This is a genomic window from Kitasatospora sp. NPDC058478, assembly GCF_042720345.1.
Lineage (GTDB): Bacteria > Actinomycetota > Actinomycetes > Streptomycetales > Streptomycetaceae > Kitasatospora.
In genome coordinates this window covers 37,300-60,948 of the sequence record NZ_JBHXML010000006.1, presented here as the reverse complement: position 1 = coordinate 60,948, position 23,649 = coordinate 37,300, and the positions used below count along the sequence as shown (strand labels likewise).

The 23,649-nt window shown below is 74.0% G+C and carries 21 protein-coding genes; 5 read left to right on the top strand and 16 right to left on the bottom strand.

Annotation, left to right across the window (positions count from 1 at the left end; all coding sequences use genetic code 11):
• Nucleotides 1-26: 26 nt before the first annotated feature.
• The 3 genes from ACFWPT_RS04870 to ACFWPT_RS04860 all read right to left on the bottom strand — a co-directional run bounded on the left by ACFWPT_RS04870 (nucleotide 27) and on the right by ACFWPT_RS04860 (nucleotide 2,732).
• The gene (locus ACFWPT_RS04870) at nucleotides 27-1,421 is read right to left on the bottom strand and encodes a WXG100 family type VII secretion target (protein WP_380479598.1); all 1,395 of its coding nucleotides are present in this window, start codon (nucleotides 1,419-1,421) and stop codon (nucleotides 27-29) included.
• A gap of 44 nt (nucleotides 1,422-1,465) precedes the next feature.
• Nucleotides 1,466-1,891 (bottom strand): hypothetical protein, encoded by a 426-nt coding sequence (locus ACFWPT_RS04865; protein WP_380479596.1) that lies wholly within the window; start codon nucleotides 1,889-1,891, stop codon nucleotides 1,466-1,468.
• 97 nt (nucleotides 1,892-1,988) lie between these two features.
• Nucleotides 1,989-2,732 (bottom strand): endonuclease V, encoded by a 744-nt coding sequence (locus ACFWPT_RS04860; RefSeq protein ID WP_380425617.1) that lies wholly within the window; start codon nucleotides 2,730-2,732, stop codon nucleotides 1,989-1,991.
• Between the two features lie 202 nt (nucleotides 2,733-2,934).
• Here ACFWPT_RS04860 and ACFWPT_RS04855 point away from each other — a divergent pair, with 202 nt between their 5' ends.
• Entirely contained in the window at nucleotides 2,935-3,177 is a 243-nt protein-coding gene (locus ACFWPT_RS04855) for a hypothetical protein (protein WP_380479594.1), read from the top strand.
• A 49-nt stretch (nucleotides 3,178-3,226) separates the two neighbouring features.
• Here the strand turns inward: ACFWPT_RS04855 and ACFWPT_RS04850 are convergent, their stop codons facing one another.
• Both ACFWPT_RS04850 and ACFWPT_RS04845 read right to left on the bottom strand, forming a co-directional pair.
• Nucleotides 3,227-3,982, bottom strand: a complete 756-nt coding sequence (locus tag ACFWPT_RS04850; RefSeq protein ID WP_380479592.1) for an RDD family protein — start codon at nucleotides 3,980-3,982, stop codon at nucleotides 3,227-3,229.
• Nucleotides 3,983-4,110: 128 nt separating this feature from the next.
• Nucleotides 4,111-5,727, bottom strand: a complete 1,617-nt coding sequence (locus ACFWPT_RS04845) for an RDD family protein (protein ID WP_380479590.1) — start codon at nucleotides 5,725-5,727, stop codon at nucleotides 4,111-4,113.
• A gap of 398 nt (nucleotides 5,728-6,125) precedes the next feature.
• On the opposite strand from ACFWPT_RS04845, the gene ACFWPT_RS04840 reads away from it, so the two are divergent.
• The gene (locus tag ACFWPT_RS04840) at nucleotides 6,126-6,542 is read left to right on the top strand and encodes an SsgA family sporulation/cell division regulator (RefSeq protein WP_063349195.1); all 417 of its coding nucleotides are present in this window, start codon (nucleotides 6,126-6,128) and stop codon (nucleotides 6,540-6,542) included.
• 89 nt (nucleotides 6,543-6,631) lie between these two features.
• Here ACFWPT_RS04840 and ACFWPT_RS04835 read toward each other — a convergent pair whose 3' ends face one another.
• From ACFWPT_RS04835 to ACFWPT_RS04820, 4 genes are all read right to left on the bottom strand, one after another.
• Nucleotides 6,632-8,032, bottom strand: a complete 1,401-nt coding sequence (locus ACFWPT_RS04835; protein WP_363620096.1) for a glycosyltransferase 87 family protein — start codon at nucleotides 8,030-8,032, stop codon at nucleotides 6,632-6,634.
• 183 nt (nucleotides 8,033-8,215) lie between these two features.
• Nucleotides 8,216-9,823, bottom strand: a complete 1,608-nt coding sequence (locus ACFWPT_RS04830; protein WP_380479587.1) for a cellulose binding domain-containing protein — start codon at nucleotides 9,821-9,823, stop codon at nucleotides 8,216-8,218.
• A 320-nt stretch (nucleotides 9,824-10,143) separates the two neighbouring features.
• Complete coding sequence (locus ACFWPT_RS04825; RefSeq protein WP_380479684.1) at nucleotides 10,144-11,568, bottom strand: sensor histidine kinase; 1,425 nt, start codon at nucleotides 11,566-11,568, stop codon at nucleotides 10,144-10,146.
• A gap of 17 nt (nucleotides 11,569-11,585) precedes the next feature.
• Nucleotides 11,586-12,290: a response regulator transcription factor gene (locus tag ACFWPT_RS04820; RefSeq protein ID WP_350881149.1), complete on the bottom strand. Its 705-nt coding sequence runs from the start codon at nucleotides 12,288-12,290 to the stop codon at nucleotides 11,586-11,588.
• A 133-nt stretch (nucleotides 12,291-12,423) separates the two neighbouring features.
• On the opposite strand from ACFWPT_RS04820, the gene ACFWPT_RS04815 reads away from it, so the two are divergent.
• Entirely contained in the window at nucleotides 12,424-12,996 is a 573-nt protein-coding gene (locus ACFWPT_RS04815; protein ID WP_063349192.1) for a hypothetical protein, read from the top strand.
• A gap of 7 nt (nucleotides 12,997-13,003) precedes the next feature.
• Here the strand turns inward: ACFWPT_RS04815 and ACFWPT_RS04810 are convergent, their stop codons facing one another.
• Entirely contained in the window at nucleotides 13,004-13,534 is a 531-nt protein-coding gene (locus tag ACFWPT_RS04810; protein ID WP_063349191.1) for a VOC family protein, read from the bottom strand.
• Nucleotides 13,535-13,737: 203 nt separating this feature from the next.
• Between ACFWPT_RS04810 and ACFWPT_RS04805 the strand changes: the two genes are divergently transcribed.
• Complete coding sequence (locus tag ACFWPT_RS04805) at nucleotides 13,738-14,298, top strand: Lrp/AsnC family transcriptional regulator (protein WP_380479585.1); 561 nt, start codon at nucleotides 13,738-13,740, stop codon at nucleotides 14,296-14,298.
• Nucleotides 14,299-14,332: 34 nt separating this feature from the next.
• On the opposite strand, the gene ACFWPT_RS04800 is transcribed toward ACFWPT_RS04805, so the two are convergent.
• The 3 genes from ACFWPT_RS04800 to ACFWPT_RS04790 all read right to left on the bottom strand — a co-directional run bounded on the left by ACFWPT_RS04800 (nucleotide 14,333) and on the right by ACFWPT_RS04790 (nucleotide 18,039).
• The gene (locus ACFWPT_RS04800) at nucleotides 14,333-15,139 is read right to left on the bottom strand and encodes a S16 family serine protease (RefSeq protein WP_380479583.1); all 807 of its coding nucleotides are present in this window, start codon (nucleotides 15,137-15,139) and stop codon (nucleotides 14,333-14,335) included.
• 35 nt (nucleotides 15,140-15,174) lie between these two features.
• Entirely contained in the window at nucleotides 15,175-15,825 is a 651-nt protein-coding gene (locus tag ACFWPT_RS04795) for an IclR family transcriptional regulator (RefSeq protein ID WP_063349190.1), read from the bottom strand.
• Between the two features lie 381 nt (nucleotides 15,826-16,206).
• Complete coding sequence (locus ACFWPT_RS04790) at nucleotides 16,207-18,039, bottom strand: DEAD/DEAH box helicase (protein ID WP_063349189.1); 1,833 nt, start codon at nucleotides 18,037-18,039, stop codon at nucleotides 16,207-16,209.
• Between the two features lie 310 nt (nucleotides 18,040-18,349).
• On the opposite strand from ACFWPT_RS04790, the gene ACFWPT_RS04785 reads away from it, so the two are divergent.
• Nucleotides 18,350-18,796 (top strand): SsgA family sporulation/cell division regulator, encoded by a 447-nt coding sequence (locus ACFWPT_RS04785; RefSeq protein ID WP_380378159.1) that lies wholly within the window; start codon nucleotides 18,350-18,352, stop codon nucleotides 18,794-18,796.
• A gap of 74 nt (nucleotides 18,797-18,870) precedes the next feature.
• On the opposite strand, the gene ACFWPT_RS04780 is transcribed toward ACFWPT_RS04785, so the two are convergent.
• Genes ACFWPT_RS04780 through ACFWPT_RS04770 form a run of 3 tightly spaced genes read right to left on the bottom strand, consistent with a single transcriptional unit; the run spans nucleotide 18,871 to nucleotide 23,365 of the window.
• Nucleotides 18,871-21,411, bottom strand: coding sequence for a phosphatidylglycerol lysyltransferase domain-containing protein (locus tag ACFWPT_RS04780; RefSeq protein WP_380479581.1), 2,541 nt, complete (start codon nucleotides 21,409-21,411; stop codon nucleotides 18,871-18,873).
• Nucleotides 21,408-22,724 carry an alpha/beta hydrolase family protein gene (locus ACFWPT_RS04775; protein WP_063349187.1) on the bottom strand — a complete coding sequence of 439 codons (1,317 nt, stop codon included), beginning with the start codon at nucleotides 22,722-22,724 and terminating at the stop codon, nucleotides 21,408-21,410. Before ACFWPT_RS04775 ends, ACFWPT_RS04780 begins: the two co-directional genes overlap by 4 nt.
• Nucleotides 22,721-23,365, bottom strand: a complete 645-nt coding sequence (locus ACFWPT_RS04770; RefSeq protein ID WP_063349186.1) for a class F sortase — start codon at nucleotides 23,363-23,365, stop codon at nucleotides 22,721-22,723. Before ACFWPT_RS04770 ends, ACFWPT_RS04775 begins: the two co-directional genes overlap by 4 nt.
• Nucleotides 23,366-23,649: the final 284 nt, after the last annotated feature.

Here is a 23,649-nt window from a genome sequence, read left to right as displayed (position 1 = left end):
ATCACCCATCCGTTTCAGGACCGGGCTCATTCCACCACGTTCGGATTGGCCGGCTTGTCCGCCGCCCAGGTCTCCTCGTCCTCGACGAGGTAGTCGGGCCGCCGCCCCTTCTCCCGGTCCTCCTTGTGCCGTTGCGCGCCGGTGAGCGGCAGGCCAGGGGCCATGCCGCCTGGGCCGCCAGCGCCGGGTTCGCCCCAGGGCCGGTTCCGAGCTCCCAGGCCGGAACCGCCTTCCGTGAACGCCTGCTTGCCGCGCATTCCCTCGACCGGCCCTGCGGCCCCACCGACGATCCCACCAGGTCGTCCTGCAGACCCACCCATCGGCCGGGCACCGGAGCCACCTCGGCCCCCGATGCCCCCGCCCGGTCCGGGGCCGCCCATCGGATACGCGCCGTCCGGGAGTCTCCGACCGCCGAATCCGACCCCGGCCTCGCCGATGCCGGAACCGACAGGTAGACCAGCCGCCGCCGGGCCTGCGGGATTGGAGATCCCCTGCCCGCCGTTGCTTCCCGGGAGGCTGCCCGCAGCGCCACCAGGCGGCACAACACCAGCCCCGGACACCTCAGTTCCCGGGGCGACGGTGGTGACCACGGTCCTGTTGGGGACGACCGCCGGCGTGCCCGCGATGCCCGTGCCCAGGCCGCAGTTCACCGAGCCCAGAGGCTTCGGCGGAGTCTGCGCCGTGCCACCCCTGATCCCCGAATCGGTCGGAACAGACGCACTCCTCGACGTGGAGCGGGCTGGCATCTCCGGTCCGGAGGTCTTCGGACTCTGTGGTAGTGGGCTGGTCGTCACCCGCCCTGATGTTCCCGCGACGCCCATCGAGGTTCCCGACATCATCGCGCTCGCCACCGCCGCCCCGGCCGGATCATCCTGTGGTGTCACATCGCGTGTCTCATCCGACTTCTGCAGCGCCGGCAGGTTCGGCGGCGGCTTCAGGGTAGGGGTGGCGATGCGGTAGTGCATGGCGAGGGTTTGCATGACGGTGGCGGCTTCGGCTTTTCGGCGGTCGGCGACGGGGATGTGTTCGTCGTCGCCGCCGAAGACGGAGGAGACGCCGTCGCCGACGGTGTCCTTGACCTTTTCCCAGGTGCTGGGTTCCTCGGGCATGTCGCGTTTGGCCTTGGCGATGGCCTCGGACATGTTGTGGAGGGTGTTGGCCGCGTCGTTGGCGTAGGAGGCGGCGTTGTTGATGCTGTCGGCGAGGTGGAGCATGCGGGTATGGAAGGCGTCGCTGGTGGCGCCTTCCCAGGTGACGGCGGCTTCGGTGCTGGCGCGGGTGAGGGTGGTGCGGATGGCCTTGAGGGTGTCGGCGGCGTGGCGCCAGGGGTCGCCGGCGGCCATGACTTCGCCGGGGTTGAGGGCCTGGGCCATGGTGCGGAGTTGGGCGTGACTGTAGGTGGTGAAGTCGGTGTAGGCCATGGGGGGTTCGCCTCCGTTCGGGCTCGGCCGGGGGTGGCCGGGGGTCAGGGGGCGGGTGGGGCGACGGTGTGCTCGTAGGCGGCCTTGCTGTCGGCGGAGGGGTTGGCGACGGACCAGCCGTCGTCGCCGAGTTCGAGTTTCTTCGCGGTGTGCTGGTCGTGTTCTTCGTAGGTGGTGGCGGTGAGTTCGGCGTTCTTCTGGGCTTCGTCGACGGCTTGTTGGAGTTGGTTGAGGACGTCGCGCAGGCCGTCGCGCATGGTGTTGTAGCGGTTGTGGATCTCGGTGGCTTCGGCGAAGGTGCCGAAGGCGGTTCTGCCGATGCCGCTGCGCCCGTGGGTGCCGGTGCCGTCGGCGTGGTGCTGGAATTCGGCGAGGAGGAGCCGGACTTGGGCGGCGAAGGCGCGGAGTTGTTCGACCTCGACGCGGTAGCCCTGGCCGGCGCCTCTGGTCGTGCCGGTTCCTGTTGCCACTTCGGCGCCTCCCCCGTGCGTCCGTGGGTCGCTGCCGGGGTTGGGCCCCGGTGTCTCATGTCTAACACACGGGGCCCGAATTCCGCCTGGTACCTGGTCAGTTCGCAGGCGTCCTCGTGTGGAGGGCGTCGGCGAGGGCGCGGCGGCAGAGGGAGTCGGCGTGCCGGGTGGTTTCGGGGAGCCGGTAGTGGGGGGCGAGTTGGAGGGTGGTGCGGACGGCGGTGTCGAGGCTGATGCGGTGGCCGATGGAGACGTAGACGGGTTTGACGCCGGGCCGGGTGCGGAGGGCGCGGCCGACTTCTTCGCCGGTGGCGGGGTCGGTGAGCGGGGTGGTGGAGCCGCGGGGGGTGTCGGGGTCGTGGTGGTGGAAGGTGAACGGGGTTTTGGCGACGCCGAGGGTGCGCAGGCCGGTGAGGACGCCGAGGTGGCTGGCGAGGCCGAGGCGGCGGGGGTGGGCGAGGCCGTAGCCGTCGCAGACGACGGTGTCGGGGGTGTGGGTGAGGGCGGCGAGGGCGTCGAGGACGGCGGGGAGTTCGCGGAAGGCGAGCAGTCCGGGGGTGTAGGGGAAGGGGATGCGGCCGACGGCGGTGGACTGTTCGACGACGGCGAGGGTGTCGTGGTCGAGGAGGACGGCTGCGGCGGCGACGAGGTCGTGTTCGTCGTCGTAGGCGACGTCGACGCCGGCGATGAGCCGCCCGACCCCGCTGCTGGAGCCGGAACCGTCGGAGCCCCCGGAACCGTAGGCGTCGTCGGGGTCGTGGGTCTGGACGAGGGGGCGCAGGCGTTCCTGTTCGGCGAGTGCCTGGGCTTCGGTGGTGGGCCAGTCGGCGGGGATGGGCACGGGTGTTCCCCCGGGTGGGTGGGGCGGGCGCGGTCGGGTTCACCGTACCGAGGGGCGGACGACCCCGGGGTGAGCCTGTGCGCCCCCCGTGCTCCCGGTCCGGCGGGTTAGCCTGGACTTACCGAACTCCCTTGCCGGGCAGCACTTCTGGGACCGGCACGATTCCCGCTCGTTCCCCCCGACGCGCGAAGGACCCCCCGCCATGCCTCGTCCGTCCGCTGCCCAGTACTGCCTCGGTTCGTTCACCGTCGTCGCCGCCACGGTGGCACTGCTGGCCGTTTCGGACGCCTCGGGCGTCCTGGAGGTCGTGGTGCTGGAGGGGTTCGCGCTGGCGCTCGGCACCGTGGTGACGGTGTTGTCGCTCGCCGTGTCCGGCCGGTCGGCGGCGAGGGCGGGAACGACCTCCCCGGCCCCGGCCGGACACGAGTACGCCCGGCAGCGCTAGCAACGCTGGGTCCTGTCCGCCGCCGGGCGTCGCGGCCCCGCCCGGCCGGTCAGTCGGTGGTGACCACCACGGTCTTCGCGGCCTTGTCGTGGATGCACTGCCGGTAGGGCTTGTCGAAGACGCCGAACATCCCGTCGATGATCCACCAGAAGGCGGCGCAGCAGATCACGGCGGGGAGGATGTAGACGGCCGCTCGGGTCCAGGCGGCGCTCTGGGTGGGCTTGTTGCCGTCGATCAGCATGGCGACACGGACGTGCATCGCCTTCTTGCCGAGGGTCTGGCCGTCCCGGCCGAGCATCAGGCCTTCGTAGAGGAGGTAGATGCCGCAGCCGAGCCAGAATGCGCCGACCTCGCCGGAGCGGTTGTTGAAGTCGGCGAAGGGGGCCACCAGGATCACGGCGACGGCCTGGACGAGGAGGTAGTCGATCAGGCGGGCGAGGATGCGCCTGGGCCAGCTGCCGATCGGCGGCATGCCGGGAACGGGCCCGGCGCCGGGGGTTCCGTAGCCGGTGGGGCCGTAGCCGGGCGGGGGCTGGTCGTAGGGGTTCTGGCCGTAGGGATTCTCGCCGGGCGGGCTCTGGCCGCCGGTCGGGCCGCCGTAGGTGCCGCCGTACGCGCCGGGGCCTTCGGGCGGGATACTGGGGGTGCCGTCGGACGGGCCGCCGGTGGGCGGCGGGGCGGGCGACGGGTTCGGGTCCGACGGCCGGTCTTCCGGCGTGCCGCCGCCCGGCTGCGGGGACTGCTTGTCGAAGGAGGGCTGGCCGCCCCCCTCCGGCTGGGAGCCTGAGGGGTCGTGAGTGCTCATCCGTCGAGTAGAACATCACACATTCTCGCGGTTTGGGACATTCTGTCCGTTTTGCCGCCAGGGCCGGATGGTGCCTCCGCGTCAGATGGCGCCTCCGCGCCCGGAGCCGGCCGCCACGCCGGGAGGCCTCAGACGCGGACCACCCGGGTGCGGGCGGCCCGGTCCTGCCAGCCACGCCGGGCCGGGCGGTCGAACACGGGCCAGACCAGGCCGAGGAGCAGCAGCAGGCCGAGCTGCCTGACGGCCCATCGGAGCAGCGAGCGGCCGAGGCTCAGCCTGGTCCGGGCGCCGGGGGCGGCGGCGTCCGCCACCCGGATCCGGGCCAGTCGCTTGCCGAAGGTCTGGCCGGTGCGGGCGGTCGGCAGCACCTCGTAGAGCAGGCTGACGAAGAGCAGGATTCCGAGCAGGACCGCGACCTTGCCCAGCACCACGTCGTCCACCAGCCAGACCTGGACCTGGCGCCGGGTGAGGGAACTGGCCATCCGGGCCTGGTCGAGCTTCTGCTGGAGGTGCTCGGACGCCGAGCGGCCGAGCGGGATTCCGGCGGCGACGGCGACCACGAGGAGTACGACGGTGTCCACGGCGCGCGCGGCCAGCCGACGTCCGAGTCCGGCGGGCGTCGCGGAGGCGGGCACGGTGGGGGCAGGCGTCGTCGGGGCGGGTCGGCGCCGCGCGACGGCCTCCCGGGCCGGGCGCGCGACCGGCAGCGACGCGGCGGGCGTGGCGGGCCGGCCCTGGGCTCGGGCCGGAACCGCTCCGGCGGCGACCGGCGCGGCCGGGGCCGGCACGGCGGGCTCGGACGCGGGCTCGACGGCACGCCCGGCCCCGCGCACAGCCGCCGGAACGGACACCGCGACGGGCGACGCAACTGGCGACGGCGCCTCCCGCACGGCCACCGCCGCCGGGACGGTCGCGGGTGCTCCGGAGACGGCGGCCACTTCCACCCCGACCGAAGCGGCGGCCGGCATGCCGGCCGAAGCCCGGACCGGAACAGCAACCGAAGCGCGGACCTCCCTCACGCGCCCCTCCTCCCCGTCGGGCGCCCCCGAAAGCACCCCCCAGGAGACCCGGTGCGGCTCGCCATCCGCCTCCATCAGCCCCCGCTGCGCCTGCGGAACGACCTGCCAGCCGGGCTCCTCCGCCTCACCCTGGCCCGCCGCACCCCCCACCGCCGAAACCTCGACCACCGAAACCTCGACCACCGAAACCTCGACCACCGGCTCGCCCAGGACCGCTTCGTCGAGGACCACTTCGTCGAAGACCGGCACCTCGACCGCTGCCATCTCCAGTCCAGACACCTCAGGGCTCTCGGACGCCCCCGGCTCCCCGACCGTCCGGAACACCGGCCCGCCGATCACCTCCGCCGCCCGCGACCCGAGGACGAACTTCGCCCCGCCCGTGGTCTGGTCGAGGTACACCGGCCCGGTGTCCCCGCCCCGGCCCCCACCGTGCGCGGCCCCGCCCCAGGACGGCTCCGGGGCCGCCGCCTCCGGAACGGCCGGCTCCGGCAGCACCGGTGGCGGCACCACCCGCGCCGTCCCGGCCGCGCCGGCGGCGGGCCGCCGGGACGCGAACCGGGGCGGCTCCATCACCTCGCCCTCGGCGGGTGCGAGCCGGCTGGTGCCCGGCACCCAGGCCGAGCCGCCCCAGTACCGGACGAAGCCGGGGATGGAGGGGTCGGGGTAGTAGCCCGGCTCGGGTCCGACGGCCGGGTCGCCGGCGTCGGCGAAGGGGCGGTCCGTCATGGGGGTCTTCTCTCCTGGCGGGTCCTGGCGGGGCCGACACGGCACGCCCGCCCGGCGCACCCGCGAGCCGCCCGGCGCGCGTGGGTGGGGGCACCGCTGATAGGCGGACAGTCGCCGGGTAGTCACAAAGGGTAGTGCCTCGTCGTGGCGTCGACGGAAAGTTGGTCAATCACCTGACAGCGGCGGGCCCTCCGAGGTAAGGGCGGCCGAACCGTCCCGGCGTGCGGCGGGTGTCCGCGCGCCGCGGTCCCCACCGGTCACCACCCCTCGCCTCACCCCCCTCGTCGAACTTCCCGAAGAAATCCCGGAAACGTGTGTAAGAGCCGGCGTGGACCGCCCTCTCAAAGGTCACCGGGCCCGGAACCGGGCAGGAATCGAAGGCAGAGAGGAAGACGATCATGGAGCGCCCCACCAGCGTGGTCGAGCACGAACTGGAGCTGAACCTGGTGCTCTCCCCCGAGCACAGCGTCCCCGTCCCGGCCCGGCTGTCCTACGGCAGCCACGACCCGTACGCGGTGCACATCACCTTCCACCTGGACACCGGCTCCCCGGTGACCTGGGTGTTCGCCCGCGAGCTGCTGGTCGAGGGCACCTTCCGGCCGTGCGGCCAGGGCGACGTGCGGATCTGGCCGACCCGCTCGGGCCGGCGCAGCGTGCTCTGCCTGGCGCTGAGCTCCCCGGCCGGGGACGCCCTGCTGGAGGCGCCGCTGCCGGTCGTCGCGGCCTGGCTGGAGCGGGCCCACCGGCTGGTCCCGCCGGGCAGCGAGATGGCCGCGCTGGACATGGACGGATCGCTCGCGGACCTGCTTGCGTGAGCACGCGCACGCCCGCGAACGGGCACAAAGCCTCGGCCGCGCACCCGGCCGGGACCGCGCGACGCGACGGGAGCCGCGCCCCCGCCGGCTCAGCGGGCCGCGGGGGCCTGCTGACGGCCGCGGGTGGCGTCCGGGCCACCGCCGTCGCGCTGTCCGGGCAGTCGGACCAGCGGTGCCCCGGCGGAGCGTCGCCGGGCCCTTATCCGGATGGCGGCGGCGAGCAGGAAGCAGAGCCCGACCCACGGGTAGACCGAGGTCGGCAGCTGGCGCAGCGGCGCCATGTGGAGGACGGCCGGCCCGAGCGGCTTGGCGGCCCACATCGCGAAGGAGAGGAACGCGAGCAGCGTCGCCCAGAAGGCGGCCCGCCAGCGCAGCCGACGGACGCCGGCCGGGCGGGCGTGCTCGACGGAGGCCTCGGTGGCGAGCAGGACGAGCACCGGCACGCACCAGACCCAGTGGTGGGTCCAGCTGATCGGTGAGATCAGCACGGCGGTGACGGCGGCGCAGCAGACGCCCCAGGCCTCGGCCCGGGGCAGCCAGCGGGCGCTGCGGTGGGCCCAGGCGGCGACGGCGAGGCCGGCCACCGCGACGAGGCCGGCCGCGAGGGTGGCGAGGGTGCCGGGGTCGGCGGTGTGCAGCAGCCGGGCGAGGGCGCCGCGCAGCGACTGGTTGTCGACGATCTCGGTCTTGCCGACCCGGGAGGAGTCGTAGAGGTACTTGGTCCAGAAGCCCCAGGTGGCGTCGGGCAGGACGACGGCGCCGATCAGGAAGGTGCCGAGGAAGGTGAGGCCGGCCACGAAGGCGGCCCGGACCCGGCCGGTGATCAGCAGGTAGACGGCGAAGAGGCCGGGGGTGAGCTTGAGGCCGGCGGCGATGCCGATCGCCATGCCCTTGCTGCGGCGGGCGTCCGAACGGGTGAGGTCCCAGAGGATCAGGCAGGCGAGCGCGAGGTTGATCTGGCCGTACCGGAGCGTGGTGAAGACGGGTTCGAGCCAGACGCCGAGACCGGTCACCAGGATGACGCCGATCGGCCGCAGTTCGCGGCGCGGCCAGCCGACCAGCTTGAAGGACAGGTGGGTCAGCAGGGCGAGCAGCCCGAGGTTGCCGAGAGTGATCGCCACCCGGAGGAACGGGACCGGGAACCAGGTGGTGGGCACGAACAGCATGGCCGCGAACGGGGGGTAGGTCGCGGGCAGGTTCCACTCGGTGACGCGCAGTGCGTACAGGTCGGTGCCGTTGGCCACGGCGGCGCCCTCGGCCCGGTAGACGATCATGTCGACCATCGAGGTGTTGACGAAGTGGCGGACCACCGCGTACACGACCAGGGACAGGAGCGCCAGGGCCGAGGCGGCCAGCAGCGGTCGGCGGGGGGCCTCGCGCAGCGCGCGGACGGGGGCGCCGAGCGCGGTCCGCAGCCGGTCCGACAGGGGGGCGGGCGCGGGGTCGGGTGCGGTCCGCACCGGGCTGCGCTCGTCTTGCACCGCTGTCACCAGTCCACTCCGTCCACCACTCGACCAATCGCCGACGATACCGGATGCGGGCCGACCGGGCCTGGGCACGGATGATCACGCAGGGTGACGAATGGGCCCCGACCGGCCGTACTCCGTTGCGGGCGGAGCACGGACGGCCGGGGCCACCGGGGGGAAGGCTCAGAGCCTCAGCGGCCCCGCAGCTCAGCCGGTGTAGGCGCCGAGGGCCCGGGTGAAGTCCAGCGGCTGCTGGACGATGCTGCTGCAGCTGGCATCGGCGTAGGCCTTGGCCCCGCCGTCGCAGGCCTTGTCGCGGGTGCCGGACCACATCGCCAGCCAGGCGAGGTGCCTGGACGCCGCGAAGTCGGCGAGCTGCTTGGCGTCGGCGACGGTGAAGACCTCGCTGGCGACGTCGTTGACGCCGATCATCGGGGTGACGGCGACCTTGCGCCAGGCGGCCGCGTCGTCCAGTCCGAGCACGCTCTTGACCTGGGCCTGGGTGGCGGTGGCCGCGGCGATCGCGTACTTGCCCATCTGGCCCTGCGGGTTCGGGGCGACGCCGTCGCCGAAGTCCATGGCCATGATGTTGACCGCGCCGATCGCGACGCCGTTGTTCTTGGCGTCGGCGACCAGGTTGACGCCCTCCTGGGTCAGGCCGGAGGGCAGCGCGGGCAGCGTGAAGGAGACGTCGAGCGCCTTGCCCTGGACGGCGGCGTTCTTCTGCAGCTGGGCGATGGCCTGGGCGCGGCGGGTGTTGGCGGCGGTGTTGGCGATCGCGCCGCCCTCGACGTCGAAGTCGAGCCTGGTCAGACCGTAGGCGTCGACGGTCTTCTGGTAGGCGGCGGCCAGGTCGGCGGTGGAGCCGCAGGCGAGGGCCAGTTCGCTGCCGTTGGCGCCGCCGAAGGAGACCCGGACGTCGCCGCCGATCGCCCGCAGGGCGCCGATCTGGGCGGCCACCGCGTCGGCGGACAGATCGCTGACGCCGCCCCACTTGGGCTGGCAGCCGCCGCCGGACACCACGAAGGCGAGGGTGTAGTTCTTGACCCCGGTGGCCTTGGCGGTGGCGACCAGGTCGTACGGCGGGTAGAGCGAGGTGTCGACGTACGGGGCGAAGCCGGCCCCGGCGCCGGCCGGGGGTACGGGCACACCGGTCGCCGTGGGGGTGGCGGTCGGGGTGCGGGTCGGCGTCGGGGTGGTCGGCTTCGCGGTGGCCGTCGCCGTAGGGGCCGGGGTGCCGGTCCCGGTCCGGGTCGGCACGGGAGTGGTCGGCACGGGGCTGGTCGACACCGGACTGGTCGGCGCGGTGGTAGGCGTCGCCGTCGCGGTCGGGCGGCCCGAGGGGGTGGGCACGGTGCCGTCGCCGGCCTTGCAGGAGGTGTTGTTGACCAGGCAGTTGCCGGGCTCGGCCTGCGCGGCGCCGGCGCCCTGGGCGACGAAGCCGACCACCACGCTCTTGCCGGGCTCCAGCCGCTTGCTCCACGCCTCCGGCTTGACGGTAACGTGCTGGCCGGCGGCGGTGAAGGTGGCGTTCCAGAGCGAGTCGATCTTCGCCCCGGCCGGGAGGTCGAAGCTGAGCGTCCAGTCCTCGATCGGGCCGCTGTCCGGGTTGGTGACCAGGTACTGGCCGGTGTAGCCGGAGTCCCAGCTGCTGGTCCGGCTGTAGACGGCGCCGAGCGAGGCGGCGCTGGCCGAGGAGGCGAGGACGACGACACCGCCCGCGACCAGGGCGGCGGCGACCGCCGAGGCCCCGACGATCGCGCCCTTGCGGCTGCGCCTGCGGCGGCCTGGGCGGCGGTTGGGCTGGGTGGTCATGGCGCGTTACCTCCGGGGTGCCGTCGGTCGGCCGCGGTCCGGGCGCGGGTGCGTGCGGACGTCCGGGCGGCCGGCCCGGCTCGGTCGGGTGACCGGCGCGACCGACGCTAGCGGCGGCCGGGGGGCCGAACCGGCGGGCTGAGCGAGGGGAAGAACTCCCTTAGGCCGCGCTTAAGGAAGATCCGGAAACTGGCGGGGCGTCAGGCGCGTGCGAAACCGGCCACCGCGGTTCCCCCCGGGCCTCGGCCGAGGCCGAAGCCGAAGCCGAAGCCGAAGGAGGGAAGGAGGGAAAGAGACCGAGGAAGCGGCCGAGGAAGCGGTCACTTCTGGAACAGCGCGCCCCGACTGCGCCGCCGCCCCGCCCGCGCGGGGGTGCCGTCCGGGCGGGTCCGCAGCCGCAGCCGGATCTCGGCGCCGCCGAGCACGGCGGAGCGGCCGAGCGCCAGGTCGCCGCCGGTGGACTCGGCGAGTTTGCGGACGATGTCGAGGCCGAGCCCGGTGGAGCCCTCGCCGCCGTGGCCCTCGCCGCGCTTGAGGGCGGCGGCCGGGTCGCTGAAGCCGGGGCCGGCGTCGCCGACCAGGACGATCACCGAGGTCTCGGTGGCGAGCACGTCCACCGAGAAGGCGGTGCCGACGGCGGTGTGCCGGAAGACGTTGCCGAGCAGCGCGTCGACGGTGGCGGCCAGGTCGGCGCGCTGGACCGGGACGGGCGTCGCCCGGTCGGCGCCGGCCAGTTGCCAGCGGCGCCCCTCGTCCTCGGCCAGCGCGGACCAGAAGCCGACCCGTTCGCGGACCACCTCGGCGACGTCGCAGCCGACCGCGACGGCGGGCACGTCCTCGGGGTCGCGGCGGGCCGAGCGGATGATCTGGTCGACCTCGCGCTCCAGTTGGGAGACCGCGTGCCGGGTGGCGTCGGCGGCGTCGCCCTCGCCGAGTGAGGCGGCGTTGAGCCGCAGCACGGTCAGCGGGGTGCGCAGCCGGTGGGACAGGTCGGCGGCCAGTTCCCGTTCGGCGGCGAGGAGTTGGACCACCCGGTCGGCCATGGTGTTGAACGCGTGGGCGGCTTCGCGCAGTTCCTCGGGGCTGCCGGCGGCCTGCTTGCCGTCCACCGGGACCCGTACGGCGAGGTTGCCGGCGCCGAGCGAGCGGGCGGCGCCGGCGAGCCGCCGGGCGGAGGCCACGATCCGGCCGCCCATCCGGTCGGCGACCAGGACCGAGATGGCGACCAGGCCGAGCGCGACGCCCGAGAGCACCAGCCAGGCGGTGGAGACGCCCCGGGTGAGGTCGCCGTCGGCGACGAACACCTCGACCACGGCGGTGCGCCCGGTGTCCACCGCGACCGGCTGGAGCAGCGCGTAGCCGCCGGGCACCTCGACGGTGAAGGAGCGGCCCTGGCCGCCGGCGGTGGACACGTCGCCGGCGGCGGCCCGGGCCTCGCCGATGGTGGGCCCGCCGGGGCCGCCCGCGCCGGGGAGTGCGTCCGGGGCGGCCGGGGCGGCCTGGGCGGGCAGGTGGACCGCCATCCGGCCCTGCCCGCCGGCGTCGGTGCTGGCCAGGGCGCGGTCGATGGCGATCTGGTCGGTGGTGATGGCGAGGGCCGGGCCGAGCGCGGCGGCCTGCCGCTCGGCGGCGGTGAAGGCGTGGTCCCGGGCGGTCTGCTGGACCATCAGGCCGAGCGGGATGAGGAAGGCCAGCGCGACCATGGTGGTCCCGGCGACGGCGGCCTTGATCAGGGCCCAGCGCAGCGAGCGCCCGAACCTCCTCATGTCCGGTGCTCCGCCAGTCCCCCGGCGGCCTCCAGCCGGACCCCGACTCCGCGGACGGTGTGCAGGTAGCGGGGGCTGGAGGCGGTCTCGCCGAGCTTGCGGCGCAGCCAGGACAGGTGGACGTCGATGGTCTGGTCGCCGCCGTAGGTCTGCTGCCAGACCTCGGCCAGGATCTCCTTGCGCGGCACCACCACGCCGGGGCGCCCGGCCAGGAAGGCCAGCAGGTCGAACTCACGGCGGGTCAGGTCGAGCAGCCGCCCGTCCAGCGAGGCCTCGCGGCGCTGGAGGTCGATGGCGAGGCCGCCGACCCGCAGGACCTGGGCGACGGGGGCGGCGCCGCCGCCGAGCCGGCGCAGCACGGCGGCCATCCGGGCGCTGAGGTGTTCCCCGGAGAAAGGTTTCACCAGATAGTCGTCGGCGCCGTCGTTGAGCAGCCGGACGATCTCGGCCTCGTCGTCACGGGCGGTCGAGATGATCACCGGCACATTGGTCAGGCCCCGGATCATCTTGAGCGCCTCGCTGCCGTCCAGGTCCGGCAGGCCCAGGTCGAGGATCACCAGGTCACAGCCGACCTGGGCGACCTCCCGCAGCGCCTCAAGTGCCGTGCCCACGCTGCGGACCGCATGACCGGTGTCGGTCAGGTGCCGGATGAGGGCGGATCGTACGAAGGGGTCGTCCTCGACCACGAGCACTGTTGCCATGGCCCTGCACGGTACGCCATCGACGGGCAGTGGTCTGTACCTCGGGGTGGCCTCCGGACATTGTGCAACTCCCCTGACTAATAACGGGGCTGCCCGGCTGCACAGGCCCGGAATACGGCAGGATGAGCGGACGATGCGGAACGGACTGGTACAGCTCGGCGCCTGGGCGGCGGCCACCGGGGCGGCGGTGGCGCTGTCCTGGCTCGGCGTGCACGCGGTGCTGACCGGCGCCGCGTTCGAGCAGCCCACGGCCCTGCCGCTGCCCTCGCCGAGGGCCGACGGCACGCCGCACACCGCGACCGTCACCCCCGAGCAGCCGCGGTCGGCCACCCAGACCGGGGCCCCGGCACCACCACCGGCCTCCCCGACGGCCGCCACGACGACGACGCGCGGGCCGGCCCCCGCCACCACCCTCTCCGCCGCCTCCCCGCCGGCCACCCGCCGCCCCACCCCCGCCACCACCACGGCGACGTCCTCCGTGACGTCCTCCGTGAAGAGCTACCCGGTGCCGGGCGGCAAGGTCGCCCTGGACATCCGCCCCGACAAGGCCTCGCTGGTCTCCGCCACCCCCGACCCGGGCTGGCAGATGCAGGTGTGGAACGGCGACCAGTGGATGCGGGTGGACTTCACCAAGGGCGAGCAGGCCAACTCGGTCTTCGTCTACTGGAACGGCCACCCGCCGGTGGTCGAGACGGCCATCCGCTGAGCCCCCCTCACCAGGTCTCGAACGGCAGGTACCCCGGCAGGTACGGCCCGGCGTAGCCGGACCGGTCGACCAGGGTGTGCCTGGTCCCGCCCGGCACCCCGATCGTCGCGAGCACCACCGTGCCGAAGCGGTCCCGTGCCTCGTACGGCTCGGCCAGCGACAGGGCGCCCCGGTCCACCGCGTAGTCGTACGCGTAGAAGACGTCCGGCACGCTCACCGCGAGGTCCAGCACCCCGTCCCCGTGCCGGGCGAGGTGCGCGGCCAGCTCCCGGCCGCGCGGGCCGATCACCTGGACCAGCGAGGTGAGCACGATCCTGGTCCCGGGCGCGTCCAGCACGTACGAGACCGTCTCCGGCTCCCCGGTCTCCGGCCCGGCGTACGCGGTACAGCGCAGCCCGAGCGCGGCGGTGTAGCGGCGGGCGGCCCGCTCGGCGTCGCCGACCGCGAAGACCACCGCGTCGGCGCGGCCCATCGGGAGGGGGGCGGACTCTCCAAGTCCTGCGGCGAGCAGGACGGGTTCGGCGGCGGTGTCGGTCATGACGGCCCTCCCGGTAGGCGTGCGGACCACGGCGGGTGCGACCGTGCGCCGGTGTGGGGCCCGGCGCACGGCGTTGTGGCTGGAGGGTGGCGCCGAGCCGACCGGCGCGCAACTGTTCCGTTTCCTCCTGGTCAAGCTGTGCGCCGGGGCGGGAGAATCGGCGGCGCCGCTGTACACAATGCCCACCGGAGGACGGAGCCGCGATGCCCCACGCCCAGTCCCCGAGCTCCCCCGGCTCGCCCAACTCCCCCGCTCCGCCGGGCGCTTCGGCCGCCCCCGGGACAAGCGGCGGGAACGACTCGATCGACACACTGGACGGCCGGCTGATCCGGCTGCTCGCCGAGGAGCCCCGGATCGGGGTGCTGGAGTGCTCGCGCCGGCTCCAGGTCGCCCGGGGCACCGTGCAGGCCCGGCTGGACCGGTTGCAGGCCAAGGGGGTGATCGGCGGCTTCGGCCCGGAGGTCGACCCGGCGGCGCTCGGCTACCCGGTGACGGCCTTCGCCACCCTGGAGATCTCCCAGGGCCAGGGCGCCGACGTCCGGGCGCACCTGGCGAGCGTGCCGGAGGTGCTGGAACTGCACACCATCACCGGGGCCGGGGACATGATGGTGCGGATCGTGGCCCGCTCCAACGCCGATCTGCAACGGGTGATCGACCGGGTGGTGGGCTTCGACGGGATCGTCCGCTCGGCCACCGCGATCGCGCTGGAGAACCCGGTGCCGTACCGCATCCTGCCGCTGGTGGACCAGGCCGCCGCCGAGTAGGGCCCGCGCCCGGCGGCAGCGGCCTGCGCCCCGGTCAGCAGCTGGGGACGCTGCCGCCGCTCTTCAGCGCCTCCAGTGCCGAGACCGCCTCGCCGAGCGTGCCGACCGGCACCAGGCGCAGCGCCTTGGGCGTGTTGACCTTGGCGTCCGTGCACTCGTCCTTGGGCAGCAGGAACACCGTCGCGCCGTCCCGGGCGGCCGCCTGGGTCTTGAGCGGGACGCCGCCGACCGCGCCGACGACGCCCTGGTCGTCGATGGTGCCGGTGCCCGCGATCGTGAGCCCGCCGGTGAGGTCGCCGCCCTTGCCGTCGCCGGCGAGCTTGTCGATGATGCCCAGCGCCAGCATCTGCCCGGCGCTCGGGCCGCCGACGTCACCCAGGTCGACCTTCACCTTGACCTGGTCCGGCGAGAGGTGGAGGTAGCCGAGCGCGGCGGCGGTGGCGCTGTTCTGCGACTCGGCCATCTGCTGGGCGGTCTGCTCCTCGGCCTTGGTCGGGTCGCCCGGCTGGTAGACCGTGTCGGTCGGGCGCACCGCCTCGTCCTGGTCGAACCAGGCCTGGAGCGCGCGCCAGAAGGTGGTCTTCTCGCCCGGGTTGGTGGCCGAGATGGTGACCATCCGCAGCTCGCCCTCGGTGGTGCGCAGCGGCGCCCCGGTCACGGTGAGGACCGGCTTGTCCTTGTACGTGCCGAGGGTGTCCGCGGTCAGGCCCGGCCAGGTCAGCGTGTACGGCAGCGGGACGAAGGCGGCCACGCCGAACAGCGCGGCGACCAGCACCCCGCAGAGCGTGAGCGCGCGGGTCCGCGGGGAGGTGAGGGCCTTGGGCAGCTTGGTGTCGGACACAAGGGGAATCCAAACACACCGGGGCCCGTGCCGGCCTACCGCAGCGCGTCGGCCACCTCGGTCGCCGCCTCCACCACCCGGGGGCCGACCCGCTCGGGGACCATCCCGTTCAGCATCACCACGCCGACGCTGCCCTCGATGCCGCTCAGTCCGATCAGCGCGGCGGCCGCGCCGCAGGCCCCGGACTGCTCCTCCGCACGGGTGATGACGAAGCCCTGCTCCGGCCGGCGCTGGCTGGGGAAGGTGCGCGCCTCCAGGATGGCCCGGCCGGCGGCGCTCTCGCCGAGCGGGTGGCGCAGCCCGGTGCGGTAGGCGACGTGGAAGTCGGTCCAGCTCGGCTCGACCACGGCGACGGCCAGCGCCTCGTTGCCGTCCACCAGGGTGAGGTGGGCGGTGGCGCCGAGGTCCTCGGCCAGGCTGCGCAGGGCCGGCAGCGCGGCCTCGCGCAGCAGCGGGTGCACGCGGTGGGCCAGGCGCAGGACGCCCAGGCCGACCCGGGCGCGGCCGCCGATGTCCCGGCGGACCAGGCCGTGCTGTTCCAGGGTGGCCAGCAGCCGGTAGACGACGGTGCGGTTGACGGCCAGTCGGGCGGCCAGCTCGGTGACGGTGAGCCCGCGCTCGGAGTCGGCGAGGAGTTTGAGGACCCGGACGCCACGGTCCAGGGTCTGGGAGGTCTCGGCAGTCACGACGGGCATCCTTTCCGCGGCGCTCGCGGGGGCAGGCGGCGCCGGACCGGGTTCGGTGTCGCGCGCAGGTGGGGTGGCCGCGCTCGGACCGCTCGCGGTGTCGTCCTTGACGTGCGTGCGGTCCTGCGGCGCCCGTCCTGTGGGGGTTGCCCGGTGGAAGAGCGTGGGGGAAAGGTAGTGAAGGAAATGTCGTGACGGAAGTGGTTGTCCAAAATTCGGGCGTGATCGTTCTCAACAGCGCGACGGAACCGGGACAAATGCCCGTATTTCTCCGGGCCCGTCAGCGCGCGGGTCCGGCCGCGCTCCGGAGTCCGGACACACGGGAGCGGGGCGGCCGGCCCGCGGCCGCGCGCCGTGCCGTTCCCGCGACTGATTCCGCGGCTACTTCGCCCACTCGCGGATCTTGGCGATCCGCGCCTTCAGCTGGTTCGCGGTGGCCTGCGCGGTCAGCGGGCCGCCGCACTGGCGGCGCAGCTCGTTGTGGACGGTTCCGTGCGGCTGGTCGGTGCGGTGGTGCCAGGCGGCCACCAGCGCGTTCAGCTCCTTGCGCAGCTCCCGGAGTTCCTGGTGGGTGACGACCGGCCGCTGTTCGGCCGGCAGCTCCAGCAGGTCGGCCTCCTCGGCGGGCTTGCCCTTGCTGCGCTGGATCTGCCGGTGCTGGCGCTTCTGCAGCAGCATCTGCACCTGGTCCGGCTCCAGCAGGCCCGGGATGCCGAGGTAGTCGTCCTCCTCCTCGCTCCCCGGGTGGGCCTGCATGCCGAACTCCATGGAGTTGTACAGCACCCGGTCGAAGACCGCGTCGGAGCCGATCGCCTCGTAGGAGAACTCGTCGCCGCCCGCGCCGTCCGGCCCGTCGTTGGCCCGCTCGGCCTCGGCGAGCAGCCGGTCCTCCTCGTCGAAGAGGCCCTCGCCCTCCTTCTTCGGCCGGTCCAGCACGTGGTCGCGCTGGACCTCCATCTCGTTGGCGAAGCCGAGCAGCGTCGGGATGGTCGGCAGGAACACCGAGGCGGTCTCGCCGCGCTTGCGGGCTCGTACGAAGCGGCCGACGGCCTGGGCGAAGAACAGCGGGGTGGAGATCGAGGTGGCGTACACCCCGACGCACAGCCGGGGCACGTCGACGCCTTCGGACACCATCCGGACCGCGACCATCCAGCGCGAGTCCCCGGCCGCGTAGTCGGAGATCCGCTGGGAGGCCTCGGTCTCGTCGGAGAGCACCACGGTGGCCTTCTCGCCGGAGATCTCGCGCAGGATCTTGGCGTAGGCGCGCGCGGTGTTCTGGTCGGTGGCGATGACCAGCCCGCCGGCGTCCGGGATCGCCTTGCGGACCTCGGACAGCCGCCGGTCGGCGGCCTGCAGCACGGACGGGATCCACTCGCCCTGCGGGGCCAGCGCGGTGCGCCAGGCCTGGGCGATCAGGTCCTTGGTCATCGGCTCGCCGAGCCGGGCCTCCAGCTCGTCACCGGACTTGGTGCGCCAGCGCATGTTGCCGCTGTAGCTGAGGAAGATCACCGGGCGGACGACGTGGTCGGCGAGCGCGTGCCCGTAGCCGTAGGTGTAGTCGGCGACGGACTTGCGGATGCCGTCGCCGCCGGCCTCGTACTGGACGAACGGGATCGGGTTGGTGTCGGAGCGGAACGGCGTCCCGGTCAGCGCCAGGCGGCGGGTGGCCGGCTCGAAGGCCTCGAAGCAGGCCTCGCCCCAGGACTTGGAGTCGCCGGCGTGGTGGATCTCGTCCATGATCACGAGGGTCTTGCGCGCCTCGGTCCGGTTGCGGTGCAGCATCGGGTTGACCCCGACGCCCGCGTAGGTGACCACGATGCCGTGGTAGTCCCGGGAGAGCGGGCCGGAGGAGTAGGCCGGGTCGAGCCGGATGCCTATCCGCGCGGCGGCCTCGGCCCACTGCTTCTTCAGGTGCTCGGTCGGCGCGACGACGGTCACCTGCTGCACCAGGTGGTTGTGCAGCAGGTACGAGGCCAGGGTGAGCGCGAAGGTGGTCTTACCGGCGCCCGGGGTGGCGACCGCGAGGAAGTCGCGCGGCTGCGTCTCGATGTACCTGTCCAGCGCGCCCTGCTGCCAGGCCCGCAGCTTGCCCGCGGTGCCCCAGGGGGCGCGGCCGGGGAAGGCCGGCGAGAGGTGGTGCGAGGCGGCGGACGCGGCGGGTCCGGCACCCCGGGCGGGCGCCTGCGGCTCCGACACGTCGGAGAACAGCGGCATCGAGGAGGCGGCGGCAGTACTCACGGTCTCCGAGGGGGGATCATCGCAGGTCAGGGGCGGTTTCTCAGCCCCGCCCCGCGGAAGGGCGGCGATCGGACAACCCGCCCAGCGTACCGGCCCGGCGCCGTCGGGGCGGCCAGGCGAGGCTCCGCGCCGGGCCCGGGCGGCCGGAAATCGACGTGACCCGGATCACATCCGATCGGTTCCGAAACCGAGTAATCACGGCCGGTCCCGGGACTCTCACCAGGGTGAGGCCGCCCCAACCCTCCCCCTTGTCGACCGGCCTCACACCGACCCGAAGGGACTCGCCGTGCACACCGCCGCCGAAGAGACCGTCCAGGCCCGTCTGATCCTCTCGCTCCACCGCTCCGTCCGGCTGCGGGTGGTCCTGAGCTACCTGCCGGAGGACCCGCTCGCCGTCCGGATGGCCTTCCCCGCCGAGTTCTCGCTGGACGAACCGGCGGACGGCGGCGCGGGCGCGGGCGCGGACGGCGCCGACGACATCGTCTGGGTCTTCGCCCGCCAGCTGCTCTCGGCCGGCCTGGAGCTGCCGGCCGGCGTCGGCGACGTCCACGTCCGGCCCGCGGTCGGCCGGCGCACCATGGTCGAACTGCGGGCGCCGGAGGGCACCGCGCTGCTCCAGTTCGACACCACCGACCTGCGCCGCTTCCTGTGGCGCAGCCGGCTGCTCGTCCCCGAGGGCGAGGAGCACCTGCACCTGGACGCCGACCGCGCGCTCGCCGAACTGCTCGGCTGAGCGGCGCGCGGGGCCGGCGTCCGGGGGCGCCACCGCGCTTCCGGCCGTCACCCGGGTCCGGGGCCCGGGGCGCCTCAGCCCGACAGCCTGCGCATCAGCCGGACGCCCTGTGCCGGCGTCAGGTGCGGCAGGTACGCCTTGCCGATCGCCCGGGTGATGCTCGGCAGCGCGGCGGGGTCGGGGTAGGCCATGTACATCGGCCGGTACTCCGGCTGGAACTTCGACTTGAACGCGAGCAGCGAGCGGAAGCCGTACACCGGCTCCAGCACCCGTCCCATCCAGTCCAGCATCCGCTGCAGGCCGGAGGGCTCCTCGTCCTGCCCGGAGCGGGCCAGCGGCGCGCCGGACAGCGACAGGAAGCGCGCACCCTCCTCCTTGAAGCCCAGCGCGGCCGAGGCGATCAGGAACTCGTTGACGCCGCGGAAGCCGTCCGAGCGCCGGCGCATGAAGTCCAGCGTCCAGCCGACTGGCACGCCGTTCTCGTACACCGGCATCCAGCTGGTCAGCCCGTGCACGACGCGCTGCTCGTCCACCGCGATCAGCACCCGCACGTCCGGGTCGTCCAGCTCCTCCAGTCCGCCGAGCGTGAAGCCCATCTCGGGCAGGCCCTTCTCGGAGACCCACTCCTCGGAGATCGCCCGGATCTGGTCCCGCAGCGCGCGCGGCGCCTCGTGGTGGGACCACCACTCGGCGGTGATGCCCTGCTTGCCGGCCTTGTTCAGCGCGGTCCGGATGTCCTGCCACTTGCGGCCGGTGAAGGCCAGCTCGGGCAGCGCCACCACGGTGTCCTCGGCGACCTGCACCGAGCGCCAGCCGAGCTGCGCGGTGGCCTCCCGGGTCTGCGGGGAGACGCTGTAGAAGCACGGGGTCCAGCCGCGTTGGTCGCAGAACCGGGCGAACCCGGCCACTGCCCGGGCCCGGGCCTCCGGCGCGCCGAACGGGTCGCCGGTGGTCAGCGCCACCGTGTTGTGCACCCGGTAGGCGACGGCCGCCCGGCCCTCCTCGTCGAACCAGTAGTGGTTGCCGTCCCAGGTGGTGATGAAGGACAGCGTCCCGCCGCCGTACGCGGTGAGCAGCGCCCTGGCCCGGGCGGCCGCCTCCGCGTCGGTGTGCAGCACCGGCCGGCGGAAGGCCAGCAGCAGCGCGGTCAGCGCGACCACCCAGAAGGCCAGCCCGCAGTACGTCTCCAGGAACAGCGCCACCGGGCCGACCGCGATCGGGTAGTCCGGCAGCAGGTCGTTGTAGGCGGGCGGCAGGAACTGCGCGGGCAGCCCGTGCAGCAGCCGGCGGATGTTCGCCCCCGGCTCGAACTGGTCGGCCGCGAGGCGCCCGAGCCCCACGTACGCGGCCGAGGCCGCCAGGGCGGCGCCGCCGAGCAGCGCGCCCAGCCGCAGCACCGCCCGGCCGGCCAGCCGCAGCCGGAAGCGCTGCCGGGTGGCCAGCAGCAGGCCCAGGGTGAGCAGCGGCAGCAGCAGCGCCTCGACGAAGTACTGGACCACGTCGCCGCTGACCGGGCCGGAGTCGAGGTACAGCCAGCCCAGCAGCGCCGCCCAGAGCAGCTCGGTGGCGACGGTGATCCGCCAGGCGAGCCGCAGCCCCCGGCGCAGCCCCTCGGCCAGGACCAGCAGCAGCGCCGGGAACAGCGCGGCCATCAGCCGGCCCGGGGTGTCGAAGATCCGCTCGACGGCGTGCGCGCGGGCGCAGTCGTGCGCCGACAGCGCGCAGAAGTCGGCCACCTCCTCCGGGCTGAGCCGGTGCGAGAAGTACAGCTCGGAGAAGGTGTTGAACGGCCCGCTGGCGTTGTCGTACAGCGAGGCGATCAGCGGCCCGAGGGCGGCGGCGACCAGGCAGAGCGCCACCAGCACCCGGGTCTCGGAGTGCGAGGAGCGGTGGGTGCGCAGGTGCAGCCCGCCCCGGGCGAGCAGCGCGCCGGCGCCCAGCCCGACGAACGCGGCGGCGCACCGCTGGACGCTCTGCAGGTGGCCCACGTAGAGCGTCATGACCAGCGGGGCGAGCAGCACCAGCAGGTGCAGCCGGCGGCGCCAGAGCACGGTGAGCCGGTAGCCGAGCACCCCGGCCAGCGCGAACAGGCCGACGCCGGGGCCGACCGAGGTCTGGTCGGCCACCGAGACGGTCCACTGCTCGCCGACCCGGGAGCCGACCGCGATCAGCCCGGTGCCGAGCAGGGTGCCCGCCAGCTGCCCGCCGACCAGTACCGCGAGCGTGCGCAGCCACCCGAGCCGGTGCTCGGCGGCCGGGCCGACCAGGACCAGCAGCAGGCTGGTGAACACGTACGAGCCCAGGCCGGAGCACCAGAACAGCGAGGTGAACGGCGTCCACCAGTGGCCCTCGGCGAGCGTGGGCACGCCGACGCCGATCCGGTCGAGCAGCCGCTCGGACGGCCCGTGGGCCAGGCTGCCGGTGGCCGCGCCGAGCGCCCAGAGCCCGGCCAGCAGCACCAGGGTGAGCGGCGCCGAGCGCAGCCACACGCCGAACGTCCGGGTGGCTCGCCAGGCCCGCTGCGGGCGCGGCTCCGGCGTTCCGGCGACCGGCGCGCGGTCCGACGGCCACTCCTGCTCCTTGGCCGGCGCGGGGGCCGCGGGGAGCCGGATCACCGGATCAGTCCGGTCTGCTGGGAGAGCCAGGTCAGATTCTGTTCGAAGGCCTGGCGGAACACCACCCAGCTGTGCCAGCCGGGGATGGTCTGGTAGCCGACCTTCATTCCGGCCGCCTGTGCCGCCGCATAGGCCTTCTCCTGCATGGGTCGGAAGTCCGGGTCGTTGGCGCCGACCACGAACATGCCTGCGGTGTCGGGGAACTTCTGCCGGGCCATGACGTGCACCGGGTCGACGGCGTCGAACGCGGCCTCGTCACCGCCGAAGGCCTTGTCGACGGTCTCGCCGCGGTCGCCCAGGGTCGGCTCGTCCTGGCCGGAGATGTCCAGGAAGGTGCCGTAGACCCCGGGCGCGTTGACGGCCAGCTGGAGCGAGCAGGTGCCGCCGAGCGAGAGCCCGCCGATGGCGAAGGCGCCCCGGCCGGTGGCGGTCTGCAGGTTGTGGTGGATCCAGTCCGGGACGTCGGTGGCCAGGTAGGTGTGCGCCTTGGCGATCCGGGAGTCCATGCAGAGCGTGTTGGTGAACGGGCTGCCGGTGGGGTCGGCGACCACCACGATCGGGGCCAGGCCCTGGTGGTCGGCGGCGAAGGCGTCCAGGGTCTCCTGGATGGCCCCGGAGGTGATCCAGTCCACCGGGGCGCCGGGCTGGCCGGGCAGCAGCACCACGACGGGCAGCAGCGGCCGGGGGTTGGCCTGGTAGGCGGGCGGCAGGTAGACGTACCCGTCGCGGGCCGTGAAGCCGGACTTGGCCCCGGGGATGGTCACGGTGGAGAGGGTGCCCTTCGCGGGCAGGCCGGGCGGCGCGTGCCAGAGCTCCTCGACGGGCTTGCCGGGCGAGGCGGCGACGGTGCTGGCCACCTTGCCCGTGGTCAGCGCCTGGATCTCGGGCACCAGCATGGCCCGGGCGGTCGGGTACTGGTCGAAGCCCCGGTTGACCTGCGAGGCGGCCATCAGCAGCACCAGGACGGCGGCTCCGGTCGCCAGCAGCCGCCGGCGGACGGCGAGCAGCGGCGCGCGGAAGCAGACCAGGGATATCGCGAACAGCGCGACGGCTATCCAGCGCAGGACGAAGTCCGGTGTGCCCTCCGGGAAGGGGTGCCACCAGCCGTCGACGCCGAGCTTCACCAGGGCGGTGAGCGTTCCGGCCAGCATCAGGGCGCCGAAGAGGCGCGGGGCCCGCCAGCGTTCGTGGCGGGAGAACGCGAGCAGGACCAGCGACCCCCAGCCCGCGGCGAGCACGGCGTACGGGATCGGGCCGTGGGTGAGCGGCCAGTCGATCGGGTTCCAGCGGGTGGCGAGGGTCAGCGTGGTCATGCGGCTTTGCCCGGCCGGGTGGTGTCGGCCAGGAAGCCGTAGGCGACGACGTTGCCCTCGTAGCCGTGCTCGGCGCTGTACGCGCCGCCGCAGGTGATGACCCGCAGCTGAGCGTCGGCGGCCTGGCGGTAGACCCGGTCGTCCGGGAAGTCCTTTCGGTCGTGCACTTCGATGGCGTACAGCTGGTAGACGGCGACGGCGCCGTCCGCGCGGGCGATCTCGATCCGGTCTCCGCGCCGGAGCGCCCCCAGGTTGTAGAAGACGGCCGGGCCGGCCTTGTTGTCGACGTGCCCGGCCAGGATGGCGGTGCCGCGCTGCCCGGGGCTGGCCCCGCCGCGGTACCAGCCCGCCAGGTTGCGGTCCGCCTCGGGCGGGGCCTGGAGGTGGCCGTCGGGGTCGAGGCCGAGCGCGGTGACCGGGGCGTCCAGCCGGACGGCCGGGATGCGGATGCGGGTGGGGTCGGACGGGCCCAGTGGCGGGGCGACGGAGACCGGGGCGAAGCCGGACAGCGTCTGCGTGCTGCCGGGGGCGGGCGGCAGCGCGCCCTGCCCGCCGTCGTGCAGCAGCCAGGCGCCGAGTACCAGCGCGGCACCGGCCGCCAGGGTGCCCGGCCACGGGCTCCTGCTCTGCTGGACGCCCACGGGCGCTCCCCTCTACCGACGGATTCCCGATCCTGGGAGTTTCCTGGGAAACAATTCAATCGGATCGGACCTTAAAGCACGTCCACACGATGGGCGTAATGACACCCCCCGTTCGGCAGGGCAATCGCCCGAATCCGTGCGCCCAGTGGGCACCCGGTGACGGAACGCGACGGCCGTTTCCCAGGTGACGGCGCCACCGGAACGCCTCGGTACGAGCTTCGACGGCGCGGGGGGCCTGTCCGGTTGCGTCAATCGGGCGATCGATGACGACCGCGGGTGGCGCC